This is a genomic window from Streptomyces boluensis (genome assembly GCF_009908195.1).
In the GTDB taxonomy this organism is placed as follows: domain Bacteria; phylum Actinomycetota; class Actinomycetes; order Streptomycetales; family Streptomycetaceae; genus Streptomyces; species Streptomyces boluensis.
In genome coordinates this window covers 1-16690 of record NZ_JAAAHS010000144.1, presented here as the reverse complement: position 1 = coordinate 16690, position 16690 = coordinate 1, and the positions used below count along the sequence as shown (strand labels likewise).

Here is a 16690-nt window from a genome sequence, read left to right as displayed (position 1 = left end):
GGCGGAGTCGGGGTCGGGTGCCGAGGCCTGGACGGCTGTCGGTGCGGGTGCGGGTGCGGGTGCGTACGGGCCGGGCGTCGGCTGCTCGTTGGCCCACTGTGGTGGTTCGCCCGACTCGGCCCGCGTCAGCATCGCGTCCAGTTGTCCGGCGGAGGGCCGCGCGGCCGGGTCCCGTACGAGCAGGGCGGACAGGACCGGCGCGAGCGGGCCCGAGCGGACCGGTGGCGGCACGGGCTCGTCGAGGACCGCGGCGAGGGTGGCGAGCGTGGTGGCCCGGCGCAGCGGACTCACGCCCTCCACCGCCACGTACAGGACCAGGCCCAGGGACCACAGGTCGGAGGACGGGTTGTCGTCGGCGCCGCGGATGCGCTCCGGGGCGATGTACTCGGGGGAACCGATCAGGTCCCCGGTCGCGGTCAGCGAGGTCGTGCCCTGGAGCGCGGCGATGCCGAAGTCCGTGAGGACCGCGCTGCCGTCGTCCCTGAGCATCACGTTGGCGGGCTTCACGTCGCGGTGCTGGATACCGGCGGCGTGCGCGGCGCGCAGCGCGGAGAGCACCTGACGGCCGAGGCGCGCGGCCTCCCGCGGGTCCAACGGGCCCTGGGCCAGCCGGTCCTGGAGCGTGTGGCCGGGCAGCAGCTCCATCACGAGCCACGGGTGACCGTCCGCCGCCGCGTCCACGATGTGGTAGATCGTGACGACATGCGGATGGCTGAGCCGGGCGAGGGCTCGGGCCTCGCGGAGTACCCGCTCGCGCAGCACCCGGTCCGCGTCCGGGGACGCGGCCGGGTCGGGGGAGCGGACCTCCTTGAGCGCCACCTCGCGGTGCAGCACCGTGTCGCGCGCCCGCCACACGGTGCCCATGCCGCCGCTGCCCAGCCGCTCGATCAACTCGAAGCGCCCGTCGATGATCCTCGTGCCGCCCGCGTCCCCGTCCCCGTTCATGCGGGTCAGCGTACGGGCTGGTCCGCCCGCTCCACGCGCTGCGTACCGGACGCAGTGCGGTACGAGCGGAGCCACTCGGAGGTCGCCGCCGGGTCGGACTTGTCGGACAGCGCGTAGTAGTCCATCTGCGAGCGCTCCGCGGTGACGTCGAGGACGCCGTAGCCGTGCGAGTCCATGTCGAGCCACTTCACATGGCGGTTGGCGGCCTTGACCGCGCCGGCCGCGACCAGGGACACGGTGTGCGGGGCGACCTTCAGGATGTCGTCGAGGTTGTCCGAGGTCACCGAGGTGACGACGAACTCCGTGGCGGCGCTCTCCGACAGCGGGTACGTGGCGGCCTTCACCGGCACGTCGTTCGCCCAGGCCATGTGGATGTCGCCGGTGAGGAAGACGGTGTCCTTGATGCCCCGGTCGGTGAGGTGGGCCAGGAGCTCCTTGCGGTCGTCGGTGTAGCCGTCCCACTGGTCGACGTTGACCGCGAGCCCCTCCTTGGGCAGGCCGAGCAACTCCGCGAGCGGGCCGAGCAGATGGGCCGGTACGGAGCCGAAGGCCACCGGCGAGATCATCACCGAGGTGCCGACCAGCTTCCACTGCGCCTGCGAGCCGGCCAGGCCCTGCTTGAGCCAGTCGAGCTGGGCGCGCCCGGTGAGGGTGCGCTCCGGGTCGTCCACGTCGCCGTTGCCGACCGTCGTCTGCTGGGAGCGGAACGAGCGCAGGTCGAGCAGGTGCAGATCGGCGAGCTTGCCGTACCGGATGCGGCGGTAGACGGTGCCCTCGGTGGCGGGGCGGACCGGCATCCACTCGAAGTAGGCCTGCTTGGCGGCCGCTTGGCGCGCGGACCAGTCGCCCTCGGTGCCGGGCGTGTGGTTCTCGGCGCCGCCCGACCAGGTGTCGTTGGCGAACTCGTGGTCGTCCCAGATCGCGATGACGGGGTGCCGGGCGTGCAGGGCCTGGAGGTCGGCGTCCGTCTTGTGCTTGCCGTGCCGGGTGCGGTAGTCGGCGAGGGAGACGATCTCGTGCAGCGGGGCGTGCGCGCGGAGCACGTCCTCGCTGACGGGGTAGCCGCCGGACTCGTACTCGTAGATGTAGTCGCCGAGGTGCAGCACCGCGTCCAGGTCGGGGCGGGCGGCGAGATGGCGGTACGCGGAGAACCAGCCGGCCTCCCAGTTGGCGCACGAGACCACGCCGAAGCGGACGCCGGGTGCCGCGGCCTCGTGGGCCGGGGTGGTGCGGGTGCGGCCGACGGGGGAGACGGCGGGGGAGTCCGAACTGCCCACGGAGAAGCGGAAGTAATAGTCCGTCGCCGGGTGCAGGCCCCTTACATCGGCCTTTACGGTGTGGTCGCTCGCGGCCCGTGCGGTGGTGCTGCCGCTTGCGGTCACCCGGGAGAAGTCCCGGTCCTCGGATATCTCCCAACGCACCGTGGTGTCGGGGCCCTTGCCGGAGCCGGGCACGGCCTCCGCGGTGGGCGTGACCCGGGTCCACAGGAGCACACCGTCGGGCAGCGGGTCGCCGGACGCGACACCGTGCAGGAAGGCGGGTCCTTCGGCGGAGGTGCGGGCGGCGGCGTGGGCGAGGGGGGCGGTCGCGAGCGGGACGACGACCGCGGTGGCCGCGGCGGCCTTGACGACCGTACGGCGCTTGGGAATTGCGGGCGAGGTGGGGGTCTCGTGGCTGAGTCTCTTGGTCACGAGCGGTCAGATTACTGACCGGTATGAACAAAGAGCGAGCGAACAACGAATGTTCGCCCGCTCTTTCGCTCTACGTCGACCGACGGCCGCCGCCGACGGGCAGTCGGCGGGGCCACCCGTGAGGCCGGCCGGTCAGGCCTTGAGGTCGGCCGGTCAGGCCGTGACGTCAGCCGGTCAGGCCGTGAAGTCAGGCCTTGAGGGCCTTGTCGACCGCCTGCGTGAGCTGCTCCGCGGTCATCGGCGTGCCCTTCTGACCGTTGAAGTCCACTTCCAGCTTCTTGCCGTCCATCTTCAGCGTCGGCGTGCCCGAGACGCCGCTCTTGTCGAACGCGGCCGACATCTCCAGGGCCCACTTGTCGAAGGTGCCGTCCTCGACAGCCTTCTGGAACTTCTTGTTGCCCTTGAGCTCCGGGACCTCGTCCGCGATCTTGATGAGGGCCGCGTCGTCCTTGAACTTGTCGTCGTTCTCCTCGGGGTGGTTCTTCGCCGAGTAGAGCGCCGACTTGTAGTCGAGGAAGGCGTCATCGCTCACGTTCAGGGCGGCGCCGAGGGCGCTCAGGGCGTTCTTGGAGCCCTCGCCGCTCGCGGCGTTGTCGATGAACGAGGCGCCGAAGAACTGCACCTTGTACTTGCCGTCCGCGACATCCTTCTTGACCTGCTCACCCGCGCCCTGCTCGAAGCTCGCGCAGATCGGGCAGCGCGGGTCCTCGTACAGCTCCAGGGTCTTCTTCGCGCCGGCCTTGCCGACGACGACCGTCGTGCCGTTCTTGCCCGAGGTGTTGGCGGGCGCGACCAGCTTGGCTTCCTTGGCGGCCTCCCACGCGGTGGGCTTGTTGGCCTGCATGACCAGGAATCCGGCGCCCGCGGCCACCGCCAGTACGCCGACGATGCTCACGCCGACTATCGCCTGCCGGCGCGCCTTGTCCTTCTTGGCCTGGCGCTCCCGCTCGGCCCGCAGCCGCTCGCGGGCCGCGGTCTTCGCCTGCTGGGTGTTGCGCTTGCTCATGGTTCTGTTCTCCGTTTGCTGGCTGGCGTGGTGTGGGGGTGGGGTGACGTGCTCAGGCGAAAGCGGGGGCCTGGCACGGCGGTCCACGCCGGTTCACGGAGTGTGCGAAGCGCCACGCGCGCGTGGCGCGGGTCCGGTGCGTGCGCGGCGGCGTACGACGCGACGGTTCGAGCCGTACGCCGACGGCGGCGACCGCGACGAGCAGCGGCCGGAAGGCGAGCTGCGCGGCGGCGCGCAGCAGCTGCGCGAGGGCGCGCTCGCCGCGCCGCAGCCAGGCGGCGGCCAGCAGGCCCACGCCGATGTGCGCGGCGAGCAGCAGCCAGGCGGCCGCCGGGTCCGCGGCGGCGAGCAGTTCGGCGGCCGGGCGCCTGGCCCCGCCCGCGGCCCGCGCCAGGGCGGCACCGACCCCGTCGCCCGCGCACAGCACGTCGAGGCCGAAGGAGCGCAGCGGCCCGGCGACCGGGCCGCCCACCTCGCCGTAACAGACGTGCTGGCCCGCGGTGAAGACGGTGTCCGCGGCCAGTTCGGCCGGGATCAGGAGGGCGGAGATCCGCCAGAAGCCGCGCTCACGCCCGGCGAGCAGATAGGCGAGCGCGAACACCACCGCGCCCACGGCGGCCACCGTGGACAGCGGCAGCGGGACCCGGGACAGCAGCACGTGCGAGGCCGCGGACAGCGTCACGACGACCGCCGTGAAGAGTGCTGCCCGCGCCGCTCTGAGCTGCGACCCGGATATGTCCATGGCCCGAAAGTCTGCCATGCGGATAAGTAAGTCCCCCCTCAAGGTTTCCTGTGAACGCCCGCACCCCGCGCGGGGCGGGCGCCCGCCCCTCAAGAGGGTCCTTACAGGCCCGGGATCCGCCCGTTGCGGAAGAGGTCCACGAAGATCTGGTGGTCCTGCCGCGCCCGCGCCCCGTACGCGTGCGCGAACTCCGCGAGCAGACCGGCGAACCCCTCCTCGTCGGCCGCGATGGCCGCGTCGATCGCCCGCTCCGTGGAGAACGGCACCAGCTCCGAGTGGCCGCTCTCGTCGTCCGCCGCCGCGTGCATGGTGGCCGTCGCCCGGCCCAGGTCGGCGACGACGGCGGCGATCTCCTCCGGGTCGTCGATGTCCGACCAGTCGAGGTCCACCGCGTACGGCGACACCTCGGCGACCAGCTGGCCCGAGCCGTCCAGCTCCGTCCAGCCCAGCCACGGGTCGGCGTGCGCCTGCAGGGCCCGCTGCGAGATCACCGTGCGGTGGCCCTCGTGCTGGAAGTACCCGCTCACCACCGGGTCCGTGATGTGCCGGGAGACCGCCGGGGTCTGCGCCTGCTTCATGTAGATCACGACATCGTTCTCGAGGGCGTCGGAATTGCCCTCCAGGAGGATGTTGTACGACGGCAGCCCCGCCGAGCCGATCCCGATGCCGCGCCGCCCCACGACGTCCTTCACGCGGTACGAGTCGGGGCGGGTCAGCGAGGACTCCGGGAGGGTCTCCAGGTACCCGTCGAAGGCCGCCAGGACCTTGTACCGGGTCGCGGCGTCCAGCTCGATGGAGCCGCCGCCCTCGGTGAACCGGCGCTCGAACTCGCGGATCTCCGTCATCGACTCGAGCAGCCCGAACCGGGTCAGCGAGCGCGCCGAGCGCAGCGCGTCCAGGAGCGGGCCCTCGGCCGTGTCCAGGGTGAAGGGCGGCACCTCGTCGTTCTTCGCGCCGGTGGCCAGCGCGTGCACCCGCTCGCGGTACGCCTCCGCGTACGTGTGGACCAGGTCGGTGATCTGCTCGTCGCTGAGCGCCTTGGAGTACCCGATCAGGGCGACGGAGGCCGCGAACCGCTTCAGGTCCCAGGTGAAGGGGCCGACGTACGCCTCGTCGAAGTCGTTGACGTTGAAGATCAGGCGGCCCTGCGCGTCCATGTACGTACCGAAGTTCTCGGCGTGCAGGTCGCCGTGGATCCACACCCGGCCGGTGCGGTCGTCGAGGTACGGGCCGCCGTGCTGCTCGCGCTCCAGGTCGTGGTAGAAGAGGCACGCCGTACCGCGGTAGAAGGCGAAGGCACTGGCCGCCATCTTGCGGAACTTCACGCGGAACGCCGCCGGGTCGGCGGCGAGGAGCTCGCCGAACGCGGTGTCGAATACGGCGAGGATCTGCTCGCCGCGCTGCTCAGCGCTGAGCTCGGGGACCGACATCGCTGGGTGCCTCCTGGTGCATGACATTTGGGACAGGTGTTCCGTCCTCTTCAACGCACGAAGCTACCTCCGAGTGCCCGCGAGCTGTCAGTCCCCGGACGTAGACTTCAGCGCTGTCCCCCCACCCTGTCGCCGTGAGTTCTTCCGGAGGTCTTCCACCGTGACCGCCTCGTCCAGGCCGCCTTTCACGCACCTGCATGTCCACACCCAGTACTCGCTGCTCGACGGTGCGGCCCGGCTGAAGGACATGTTCGACGCCTGCAACGAGATGGGCATGACCCATGTCGCGATGACGGACCACGGCAACCTCCACGGGGCGTACGACTTCTTCCACTCCGCGAAGAAGGCCGGTGTGACGCCGATCATCGGCATCGAGGCGTACGTCGCCCCCCAGTCCCGGCAGTACAAGCGGAAGATCCAGTGGGGCCAGCCGCACCAGAAGCGGGACGACGTCTCGGGTTCGGGTGGTTACACCCACAAGACGATCTGGGCGGCGAACAGCACGGGCCTGCACAACCTCTTCAAGCTGTCCTCGGACGCGTACGCGGAGGGCTGGCTGCAGAAGTGGCCGCGCATGGACAAGGAGACCATCGCGCAGTGGTCGGACGGCCTGATCGCCTCCACCGGCTGCCCCTCGGGGGAGCTGCAGACCAGGCTGCGCCTCGGCCAGTTCGACGAGGCCCTGAAGGCGGCCTCGGAGTACCAGGACATCTTCGGCAAGGACCGGTACTTCCTGGAGCTGATGGACCACGGCATCGAGATCGAGCGCCGGGTGCGTGACGGGCTCCTGGAGGTCGGCAAGAAGCTCGGCATCCCGCCCCTGGTGACCAACGACTCGCACTACACGTACGCACACGAGTCGACCGCGCACGACGCGCTGTTGTGCATCCAGACCGGCAAGAACCTCTCCGACCCGGACCGCTTCCGCTTCGACGGCACCGGCTACTACCTGAAGACGACCGACGAGATGTACGCCATCGACTCGTCGGACGCCTGGCAGGAGGGCTGCCGCAACACGCTCCTGGTGGCCGAGCAGATCGACACCAGCGGCATGTTCGAGAAGCGCGACCTGATGCCGAAGTTCGACATCCCGGACGGCTTCACCGAGGTCACCTGGTTCCAGGAGGAGGTCCGCCGCGGCATGGAGCGCCGCTACCCGGGCGGCGTCCCCGACGACCGGCAGCAGCAGGCCCAGTACGAGATGGACATCATCATCCAGATGGGGTTCCCGGGATACTTCCTGGTGGTCGCCGACTTCATCATGTGGGCCAAGAACAACGGCATCGCGGTCGGTCCAGGCCGAGGCTCCGCGGCCGGTTCGATCGTGGCGTACGCCATGGGCATCACCGACCTCGACCCGATCACGCACGGCCTGATCTTCGAGCGGTTCCTCAACCCCGAGCGCGTCTCCATGCCCGATGTCGACATCGACTTCGACGAGCGCAGGCGCGTCGAAGTGATCAGGTACGTGACGGAGAAGTACGGCGCCGACAAGGTCGCCATGATCGGCACCTACGGCAAGATCAAGGCGAAGAACGCCATCAAGGACTCCGCGCGCGTGCTCGGATATCCGTACGCGATGGGCGACCGCCTCACCAAGGCCATGCCCGCCGACGTCCTCGGCAAGGGCATCGACCTCTCCGGCATCACCGACCCCAAGCACCCGCGCTACGGCGAGGCGGGCGAGATCCGGGGGATGTACGAGAACGAACCGGACGTCAAGAAGGTCATCGACACCGCCAAGGGCGTCGAGGGCCTGGTCCGGCAGATGGGCGTGCACGCGGCCGGCGTGATCATGTCCAGCGAGCCGATCGTCGACCACGCCCCGCTCTGGACGCGGCACTCCGACGGCGTGACGATCACGCAGTGGGACTACCCCCAGTGCGAGTCGCTCGGCCTGCTCAAGATGGACTTCCTGGGCCTTCGGAACCTGACCATCATGGACGACGCCGTCAAGATGGTCCGGGCCAACAAGGGCATCGACCTGGAGATGCTCTCGCTCCCGCTCGACGACCCGAAGACCTTCGAACTGCTCTGCCGCGGTGACACCCTCGGCGTCTTCCAGTTCGACGGCGGCCCGATGCGCTCACTGCTCCGCCAGATGCAGCCCGACAACTTCGAGGACATTTCCGCCGTCTCGGCCCTGTACCGGCCGGGCCCGATGGGCATGAACTCGCACACGAACTACGCCGAGCGCAAGAACGGCCGCCAGGAGATCACGCCGATCCACCCGGAGCTCGAGGAGCCCCTGAAGGAGACGCTGGGCCTCACCTACGGCCTGATCGTGTACCAGGAGCAGGTGCAGAAGGCCGCGCAGATCATCGCCGGTTACTCACTCGGCGAAGCCGACATCCTGCGCCGCGTGATGGGCAAGAAGAAGCCCGAGGAGCTGGAGAAGAACTTCGTCCTGTTCCAGGCCGGCGCCAAGGAGAAGGGCTTCTCCGACGCCGCGATCCAGGCCCTGTGGGACGTCCTGGTGCCGTTCGCCGGATACGCCTTCAACAAGGCGCACTCCTCCGCGTACGGCCTGGTCACCTACTGGACCGCCTACCTGAAGGCGAACTACCCGGCCGAGTACATGGCGGCGCTGCTCACCTCGGTGAAGGACGACAAGGACAAGTCGGCCGTCTACCTCAACGAGTGCCGCCGCATGGGCATCAAGGTGCTCCCGCCGAACGTCAACGAGTCGGTGCACAACTTCGCCGCGCAGGGCGACGACGTGATCCTCTTCGGCCTGGAGGCGGTCCGTAACGTCGGCACCAACGTCGTCGAGTCGATCATCCGCTCGCGCAAGGCGAAGGGGAAGTTCAGCTCCTTCCCCGACTACCTCGACAAGGTCGAGGCGGCCGCCTGCAACAAGCGCACCACCGAATCGCTCATCAAGGCGGGCGCGTTCGACACCATGCACCACACCCGCAAGGGCCTCACCGCGCAGTACGAACCGATGATCGACAACGTCGTGGCGGTCAAGCGGAAGGAGGCGGAGGGGCAGTTCGACCTCTTCGGCGGCATGGGCGACGAGTCCGCGGGCGACGAACCGGGCTTCGGGCTCGACGTGGAGTTCTCCGAGGAGGAGTGGGAGAAGACGTATCTCCTCGCCCAGGAGCGGGAGATGCTCGGTCTGTACGTCTCGGACCACCCGCTGTTCGGCCTGGAGCACGTGCTGTCCGACAAGGCCGACGCGGGCATCGGACAGCTCACCGGCGGTGACTACTCGGACGGTTCGATCGTCACCATCGGCGGCATCATCTCGGGCCTCCAGCGCAAGATGACCAAGCAGGGCAACGCCTGGGCGATCGCCACCGTCGAGGACCTCGCGGGCTCCATCGAGTGCATGTTCTTCCCGGCGACGTACCAACTGGTGTCGACCCAACTCGTCGAGGACGCCGTGGTGTTCGTCAAGGGGCGGCTCGACAAGCGTGAGGACGTGCCGCGTCTGGTCTCCATGGAGATGCAGGTCCCCGACCTGTCCCACGCGGGCACCAACGCCCCCGTCCTGATCACCATTCCGACGGTCAAGGTCACCCCGCCGATGGTCAGCCGCCTCGGCGAGGTGCTCGGGCACCACAAGGGCAACTCCGAGGTGCGGATCAAGCTCGTCGGCGCCCGCAAGACCACCGTGCTCCGGCTCGACCGGCACCGCGTGCAACCCGACCCGGCGCTGTTCGGCGACCTCAAGGTACTGCTCGGCCCGCAGTGCCTGGCCGGATAGGCACTTCCCGGATAGGCACTGCAACGGCAAGGCGCCGCGGGCCACAATTCCCGTGAGCCGAAGCAGAACGCGCGAAGGGCGCGCCCTTTTCGGGGCGCACCCTTCGGTACTGTGCCAGGCGATGTGCGACCTGAGTCAGTTGTGGCCGAACTTCTTCTGCTTACGGCTGCGCTCAGCAATGTTCGCAGGGCTCGGAGAGTCGCTCGGCATCGCCGGCTCGGTCTGCTGCTCGCCGCCGCGCTGCGGTGTCTGCTGCTGACCGCGCTGCTGCTGATTGCCCTGCTGGCGATTCTTGTTCTTGGCCATGGTGATGCCTCCTGAGGGGGATCTAGGGGCCAGGGCCGAAATCAGATTCACATACGCCGACATGGGCCGCATTTCAGAGAATTACCGTGTGTAATTAGCCCTGTCCGGAAGTGTTCCGGTGGGCTCTGTGCCGAACTTCCCGAAACGCCACGCCGAAGATCGAGTTCGGGCCGTCAACCCCCGCGCGTTCGGGCAGACTCGAAGACAACCCGAAGCAAACCCGCCCCCGATTCCCGATGTCGGGGAGCCTCAGGGAAAGAGGGTGGAAAGCGTGGACCGCTGCGTCGTCCTGGTGGACGCCGGATATCTTCTCGGTGCCGCCGCGAGTCTGCTCGCCAAGGAACCCTCACGGTCACGGATCACCGTCGACCACGCCGCGCTCATCCAGGCCCTGCGAGATCGCGCCGAGGCCGAGACCGAGCGCCCGCTGCTGCGGATCTACTGGTTCGACGGCGCCCCCGACCGCGTACCCCAGCCCGAGCACCGCAGGCTCCGGGTGATGCCGCGGGTCACGGTCCGGCTCGGCGCCCTGACCCGCAGCGACGGGCGCTGGGCGCAGAAGGGCGTGGACGCCGCGATGCACGCCGAGCTCACCGAACTCGCCCGCAACCGGGCCTGTTCCGACGTGGTCCTGGTCACCGGCGACGGCGATCTGCTGCCCGGACTGATGTCCGCCAAGGAGCACGGCGTCGCCGTCCACCTGTGGGCCGTGCAGGCCGCCGACGGCGACTACAACCAGTCCGAGGACCTGGTCGCGGAGGCCGACGAGCGCCGCGTCCTCGACCGTGCCTGGATCACCCAGGCCGTACGCGCCAAGGAACTCACCGGGGTCTGCGCGCCGCAGCCCGCCCCGCGCCCGGAGATCGCGGCGATCCTCTCCGCGCCGCTGCCCGAGTCCGCGCTCGCCGCGGCCGCCGAGCACGCCACGGAGCAACCGGCCGCGGCCGAAGGCGCCGACGCCCCCGCCGACCACAGCGCAGCGGAGCGGCACCCGCAGGGCAAGCCCGGCGTACCCACGCCCAAGGACCTCGCCGCGCTGCGCGGGCCCGGCGCCCCGGCGGCCAAGGACCACACCAACGCCACCCTGCGCTGGTCGTCCGACAAGGGCTGGGTCGACCGGCCCGGCAACCCGGCCGAGCCCTCCGAGGCCGCGGCGCTGCCGACGCTCGCCCAGCTCACCACCGCCGAGCAGCGCTGGGCCGACCGCGAGGAGGACATCACCACGGTCGGCGGCGACCCCTTCGAGGTGGGCCAGGTCTTCGCCCGCCGCTGGATGGCCCGGCTGCCCGAGCCCGTGGACATGCGCGGCCTTTCCGGGATGTATCCGCGCATTCCACACCGTATCGACGGTGAACTGCTGCGCTACGCCGCCCGGTTCGGGCTCCTCACGCACAAGGACGACCAGATCGACGAGCACGACCGGTACGCGATCAGGGCCGGGTTCTGGCGCGAGGTCGACGTACGGGCCGGCACACCGGCCTCCGCGCCCGCCTCCGCGCCGGCTTCCGCACCCGCCTCCGCGGCCGATTAGCCGCGCGGCACGTACGACTTGCCGAGGTTCACGTGGCCCCGGTGCCCGGTGGAGACCGGGGCCGGGGCGGTCCCGTAGTCTCGTCCCTCGTGAATACGCGCACCGGGCACCCGAACGCTGGGGCACACGGAGACGAAGCCGTGTGCGTGGCGCGTGACCTCGTCAAGACGTATCCCGCCGCGCGCGGCCGCCGCGGGACACCCGCGACGCCCGCCGTGCGCGCCACCGACGACGTCACGCTCACCGTCCGCCGCGGCGAGATCTTCGGACTCCTCGGCCCCAACGGCGCCGGCAAGTCCACCCTCGTACGACAGCTCACCGGACTCATGCGGCCCGACTCCGGGAGCGTGCGGATCCTCGGGCACGACATCGTGCGGCACCCAGAACGGGCCGCGCGGATCCTCGCCTACCTCGGCCAGGAGTCCACCGCGCTCGACGAACTCACCGTCTCCCTCGCCGCCGAGACCACCGGTCGGCTGCGCGGCCTCGACATCAAGGCCGCCCGCGCCGAGCGGGACGACGTCCTCGACGAGCTCGGCCTCACCCCGATCGCCGGGCGCCCGCTGAAGAAGCTCTCCGGTGGCCAGCGGCGGCTCGCCTGCTTCGCCGCCGCGCTCGTCGGTGAACGCCCGCTGCTCGTCCTCGACGAACCCACCACCGGCATGGACCCGGTGGCCCGACGGGCCGTGTGGGCCGCCGTCGACCGGCGCCGCGCCGAACGCGGTACGACGGTCCTGCTCGTCACCCACAACGTCATCGAGGCGGAGACCGTGCTCGACCGGGTCGCCGTCCTCGAAGAGGGCCGCGTCATCGCCTGCGACACCCCCTCGGGGCTCAAGAGCGCGGTCGCCGGCGAGGTCAGGCTCGACCTCGTGTGGCGCGAGAGCGCCCCGCTCGACGTCCCCGAGGTCGCCGCGCTGCGCGCCTTCGCCGAGGAGTCCGGGCGGCGCTGGACCCTGCGGCTCGCCCCGGACGAGGCCCGCGCCGCGGTCGCCGCGGTCACCGGCGGCACGGCCTTCGCGGCGCTCGACGACTTCACACTGGCCACGCCGAGCCTGGAGGACGTGTACCTCGCGCTCGGCGGGCGTACGAAGGGTTTGGTGAAGGTGTGACGGTGCACGAGACGGAGACGGGCGCCGGGGCGCTCGCGCGGCCCGCCGCGGAGCCGGTCCGCGCGCCGCGGGACGAGGCGGCCCCGCTCGCCCCGGCCGCGCGGCTGCTGCCCGCGCTCGGCGCCGTCTACCGGGCCCAGCTCTCCCGGGCGCGCGTCGCCCGGATCCCGCTGCTTTTCGTCGCCACCTTCCAGTCCGTCGGGATCATGGTCCTGATGCGCGGCGTCGTCGACGGGGGCCAGGAGGCGCGGGCCGTCGTCGCCGGGTCCGCGGTGCTCGTCGTGGCCTTCGTCGCGCTCAACCTGCTCGCCCAGTACTTCGGCCAGCTGCGCGCGCAGGGCGGCCTCGACCACTACGCGACGCTGCCCGTGCCGCCCGCCGCCGTCGTGCTCGGCGCGGCCGGTGCGTACGCCTCGTTCACCGTGCCCGGCACGATCGTCACCGCCGTGGTGGGCAGCGTGCTGTTCGGGCTTCCGCTGACCCATGTGTGGGTGCTCGTCGCGGTCATCCCGCTCACCGGTGCCGCCCTCGCCGGGCTCGGCGCGGCCCTCGGGCTGCTCGCGCCCCGGCCCGAACTCGCCACGCTGCTCGGCCAGTTGGGCATGTCGGCGGCGCTGCTGCTCGGGGTGCTGCCGGCGGAGCGGATGCCGGTCCTGCTGCAGTACGCACGGGATCTGCTCCCGTCCACGTACGGGGTGGAGGCGTTCGCCCGCACCTTCGACGCGCACCCCGACTGGCTCGCCGTGGGGGTCGACCTCGCGGTCTGCGCGGGCGTGGGTGTGGTGTCGCTCGCCGTGGCGACGTGGGCGTACCGGCGGGCTGCGGTCCGCTGAGGTTCTGTTCTGTGTCTCGGTGAGGTGGTCGTGGGCTCGGGTTCTCCGGGGCTCGCGCCGCCCCGGACCCGCGCCCTTTGTCGGCCTGCGGCCTCGTCCTCAAACTCCCCCAGCTACCGCTGGGCGGTGCCCCCGGACGGGCTGGGAAATGCGGGTCGGGGCTGGTGGCGCTCCCGGCCGCCGGCCCGGGTGGGTGGTCCCGGCCCGCCCGGCCGGTGGACGGCCTGGCACGATGGTCGGGTGACCGCACCGCACACACCGCCGCATCAGCCCTCCGCCAGTGACCCCTGGGCGGTGCCGCCGTCCGCTGGCTCCGCCGCTCCGTTCCCCGAGGACGACGGGCCCGGCATACAGACCGAGCTGAAGGAGGCCGCGGTGATCGCCGTGGCGGTCACGGTGTGCGGTGCCTTCCTCGGCCTGCTGTGGAACTGGCTGGCGCCGCGGGTGCCGCTCGTCGCGGACGAGAGGTCCGTGTTCCTCAAGGAGATCGAGGGCGAGCAGGCGATCGGCGCCGACGGCACGTTCCTCCTGCTCGCGCTCGCGTTCGGGGTGCTCAGCGGGCTCGTGGTGTTCCTGGCGCGCAAGCGCGGCGGGGTCCCGCTGGTGGTCGGGCTCGCGCTCGGCGGGCTGCTCGCCTCCGTCGTGGCCTGGCGCCTCGGCATCCTGGTCGGCCCCGGCGGTGACGTGGTGGCGCGGGCCAAGGAGGCCGGTCCCGGGGTGACCTTCGACGCGCCCCTGGAGCTGAACGCGATCGGCGCCCTGCTCGCCTGGCCCATCGCCGCGCTCGCCGTCCACCTGGGCCTGACCGCGCTGTTCGGTCCGCGTGACCCGGAGTTCGACGCCGTCCCGTACCACGACTGGTCGGCGGCGCCCGGCGGCAAGCACGGTCCCGAGGGCGGCGCGCGCGAGTCCTGACCCCGTCAGGGTTTGTCAGACCCGGCCGACCGGGGCGAGCACCGCGCCCGTCAGTTGCGCCAAGTCGTCCGGCGCCAGCTCGACTTCGAGGCCGCGGCGGCCCGCGGACACACAGATCGTGGCGTGCCCGGACGCCGAGTCGTCCAGAACCGTACGCAGCCGCTTGCGCTGGCCCAGCGGGGAGATGCCGCCGCGTACGTACCCGGTGGTGCGCTCCGCCGCCGCCGGGTCGGCCATCGCGGCGCGCTTCCCGCCGACCGCCGCGGCCAGCGCCTTCAGGTCGAGGGAGCCCGCGACCGGGACCACCGCCACGGTGAGGGCGCCGTCCACGTCGGCGACCAGGGTCTTGAACACCCGGTCGGGGGACACGCCCATCGCCTCGGCCGCCTCGTCGCCGTAGGACGGGTGGGCCGGGTCGTGCTCGTAGGCGTGCACCGTGAACGGGACGTCCGCCTCGGTGAGGGCCACGGTCGCCGGAGTGCCGCCGGACTGCTGCTTCTTGGTCTTGGACTTCTTCGCCATCGGTCCCTCGCCCGCGCGGTGCGCGATCAGTTCAGGCTCGTCGGCCCGCGCGTCAGGTCGACGGCGGGCAGCGACGGCAGGTTACGGATCACCGCGGTCTCCGTGCGAAGGAGTTTCAGCTCGTCGCGCAGCCGGGACGCGGTGTCCGGGGCCTGCAGCAGGCGCTGCTTGGTCGGGGTGTCGAGGACCGCGGCGGCCGCCACCAGGTACGACACCACGGACGGCTCGTCGGGCAGCTCGGCGCCGGTGGAGAGGGAGCGCTCACGGGCGCCCGCGAGCCGCTTCTGGTAGGCGCGGAACGCCCGGAGCACGCCCTCGGCGAGCGCCCCCGCCTCCTCGCCCGGGTCCTCGGCCAGCTCCTCGACCTCGGCGGTCAGATACGGGCCCGAGGCGTCCACCGAGAGCAGCTTGACCCGGGTGGTGCCGGTGGCGAGGACCTCGAAGCTGCCGTCGGCGCGCTCGCGCACCGTCGCCGCGTCCGCGACACAGCCGATCCCGTGGAAGGAGTGCAGCGGGTCGGGGCCGAAGCCGGCGGCGGCACCGCGCTCGGGCACCGCCGTCGAGTCCGGCAGGCCGGGCTCGGCGGGCGCCACCTCGTAGCCGTCGCGGATGGCGACCACGACGAACCTGCGGGGCTCGTCGGAGTCGTCGGGGGAGGCCTTGACGAGGTCGCGCATCATCGCGCGGTAGCGCTCCTCGAAGACGTTCAAGGGCAGCACGAGGCCCGGGAACAGCACGGTGTTCAGCGGGAAGAGCGGAAGCCGGACGGTGGTCACGACGGTCAAGCCTAATGGCCGCTGAATGTCGGCCGGAGCGGGTCCACCCCGGTCCGCCGGAGCAGCGGGGTCGCGGCGGCCACCTCAAGGCGTACGCCGTCGCGCAGTTCGAGGAACTGGCCGAGCGGATCGTCCGAGATCCGGTCCCACGGGAAGGACGTCGCCTGCGGCCCGATCAGCCGCAGTTGCTCCAGCGCCTCGCTCCACCGCTCCAGGCGGACCAGGACGTACGCGAGCAGATTGCGGACCTCCGCCGGGTACGGGTCGCCCGGCTCGTACGCGGCGGACAGCTCGACCGCCCAGTCGGCGGCGGCGTGCAGCCGGCGGTCGGGGACGGTGCCGCGGCCCGGAGCGAGCAGATACGCGAACACCGCCCGCGCGGGCAGCGCCCGCACCAGGGAGCCGGGCAGCGCGGCGGCGGCCGCCTGCTCGGCGAAGTCCAGGCACTCCACGTGCGAGCCGAACCAGGACGCGGAGAGGTACTGGAGCCCCGCGGCGTGACAGCCGTAGTGGTGCGGGGAGCGGCGCACCGCCTCGGCCCACAGCGCGTCGAAGTCGCTGCGCGAGGCGGCGCGGCCGCGCGCGTGGTCGAGGGCGATCCGCCACGGCACCGGGTCGCGCGGGTCCGCCTCGGCGGCCGCGCCGATCAGCGGCGCGACCTCGCGAAGGAGTGCGGCGCGCGCCGGTGACTCCCAGGCGTGCCGCAGCGCGAGTTCGGCCTTGAGGAGCAGGGCGTCCGGGTCGTGCGGGGCGGCCAGGCGCCACCGTTCGCACCAGTCGTCGCGGTGCCGGGCGAAGGCGGCGAGGCGCAGCAGGTACCGGTCGCGGTTCTCCCACTCGGCGGCCTCACGCGTGCCGGCGAGCAGCTTGGCGGCCGGTTCGTACTCGCCCTGGCCGGCCGCGAGCAGGGCCGGGGCGAGGCGGTCGTCGGGTGCGTCGAGCAGGACCGCGTCGTCGGTGGGCAGGGCGGCGGCGAGCCGCGGCGCGTGCCGGATCATCCGGACCGTACCGAGCAGGGCACGGAGCAGAGCCATGGGTTTCAGGTCCCCCTCGTACCTGGTGGTTGCCGTGGGAGGACGGTTGCGGGGCGCGGGGGGTTGCGTCCGTGGTCGTAACGGTTCGGCGGCGCCCGGGGCCGGCCGCACACCCCTGCCCCGCGCCCTACCCCC

Annotated in this window: 14 protein-coding genes; 5 read left to right on the top strand and 9 right to left on the bottom strand. The window is 71.6% G+C overall.

Features of this window, described 5'->3' with window-relative positions:
* From GUY60_RS19070 to GUY60_RS19050, 5 genes are all read right to left on the bottom strand, one after another.
* Positions 1-945: serine/threonine-protein kinase (locus GUY60_RS19070; RefSeq protein WP_161699430.1), on the bottom strand; the 945-nt coding region annotated here is incomplete at its 3' end.
* Positions 946-950: 5 nt separating this feature from the next.
* The gene (locus tag GUY60_RS19065; RefSeq protein WP_161699428.1) at positions 951-2636 is read right to left on the bottom strand and encodes an alkaline phosphatase D family protein; all 1686 of its coding nucleotides are present in this window, start codon (positions 2634-2636) and stop codon (positions 951-953) included.
* A gap of 187 nt (positions 2637-2823) precedes the next feature.
* Positions 2824-3642: a thioredoxin domain-containing protein gene (locus GUY60_RS19060; RefSeq protein ID WP_161699426.1), complete on the bottom strand. Its 819-nt coding sequence runs from the start codon at positions 3640-3642 to the stop codon at positions 2824-2826.
* Between the two features lie 52 nt (positions 3643-3694).
* On the bottom strand, positions 3695-4384 hold the full coding sequence (locus GUY60_RS19055) for a hypothetical protein (protein ID WP_161699435.1): 690 nt from the start codon (positions 4382-4384) through the stop codon (positions 3695-3697).
* A gap of 101 nt (positions 4385-4485) precedes the next feature.
* The gene (locus tag GUY60_RS19050) at positions 4486-5814 is read right to left on the bottom strand and encodes a DUF2252 domain-containing protein (protein WP_161699424.1); all 1329 of its coding nucleotides are present in this window, start codon (positions 5812-5814) and stop codon (positions 4486-4488) included.
* Between the two features lie 160 nt (positions 5815-5974).
* Here GUY60_RS19050 and dnaE point away from each other — a divergent pair, with 160 nt between their 5' ends.
* A complete protein-coding gene (gene dnaE, locus GUY60_RS19045) occupies positions 5975-9526 on the top strand; it encodes a DNA polymerase III subunit alpha (RefSeq protein ID WP_161699422.1) in 3552 nt (1183 codons plus the stop codon).
* 135 nt (positions 9527-9661) lie between these two features.
* Here dnaE and GUY60_RS19040 read toward each other — a convergent pair whose 3' ends face one another.
* Positions 9662-9832, bottom strand: coding sequence for a hypothetical protein (locus GUY60_RS19040; RefSeq protein ID WP_187370072.1), 171 nt, complete (start codon positions 9830-9832; stop codon positions 9662-9664).
* Between the two features lie 271 nt (positions 9833-10103).
* Between GUY60_RS19040 and GUY60_RS19035 the strand changes: the two genes are divergently transcribed.
* The 4 genes from GUY60_RS19035 (at position 10104) to GUY60_RS19020 (ending at position 14223) form a co-directional block, all read left to right on the top strand.
* Positions 10104-11363, top strand: coding sequence for an NYN domain-containing protein (locus GUY60_RS19035; protein ID WP_161699433.1), 1260 nt, complete (start codon positions 10104-10106; stop codon positions 11361-11363).
* 89 nt (positions 11364-11452) lie between these two features.
* Positions 11453-12475 (top strand): ABC transporter ATP-binding protein, encoded by a 1023-nt coding sequence (locus GUY60_RS39080; RefSeq protein ID WP_376771271.1) that lies wholly within the window; start codon positions 11453-11455, stop codon positions 12473-12475.
* A gap of 2 nt (positions 12476-12477) precedes the next feature.
* On the top strand, positions 12478-13308 hold the full coding sequence (locus GUY60_RS19025) for an ABC transporter permease (protein ID WP_376771270.1): 831 nt from the start codon (positions 12478-12480) through the stop codon (positions 13306-13308).
* Positions 13309-13548: 240 nt separating this feature from the next.
* Positions 13549-14223, top strand: a complete 675-nt coding sequence (locus tag GUY60_RS19020; protein WP_187370071.1) for a hypothetical protein — start codon at positions 13549-13551, stop codon at positions 14221-14223.
* Between the two features lie 15 nt (positions 14224-14238).
* Here the strand turns inward: GUY60_RS19020 and ybaK are convergent, their stop codons facing one another.
* Genes ybaK through GUY60_RS19005 form a run of 3 tightly spaced genes read right to left on the bottom strand, consistent with a single transcriptional unit; the run spans position 14239 to position 16555 of the window.
* A complete protein-coding gene (gene ybaK, locus GUY60_RS19015; protein ID WP_161699416.1) occupies positions 14239-14745 on the bottom strand; it encodes a Cys-tRNA(Pro) deacylase in 507 nt (168 codons plus the stop codon).
* 26 nt (positions 14746-14771) lie between these two features.
* Entirely contained in the window at positions 14772-15521 is a 750-nt protein-coding gene (locus GUY60_RS19010; RefSeq protein ID WP_161699413.1) for an LON peptidase substrate-binding domain-containing protein, read from the bottom strand.
* 11 nt (positions 15522-15532) lie between these two features.
* The gene (locus tag GUY60_RS19005; RefSeq protein WP_161699412.1) at positions 15533-16555 is read right to left on the bottom strand and encodes a hypothetical protein; all 1023 of its coding nucleotides are present in this window, start codon (positions 16553-16555) and stop codon (positions 15533-15535) included.
* Positions 16556-16690: the final 135 nt, after the last annotated feature.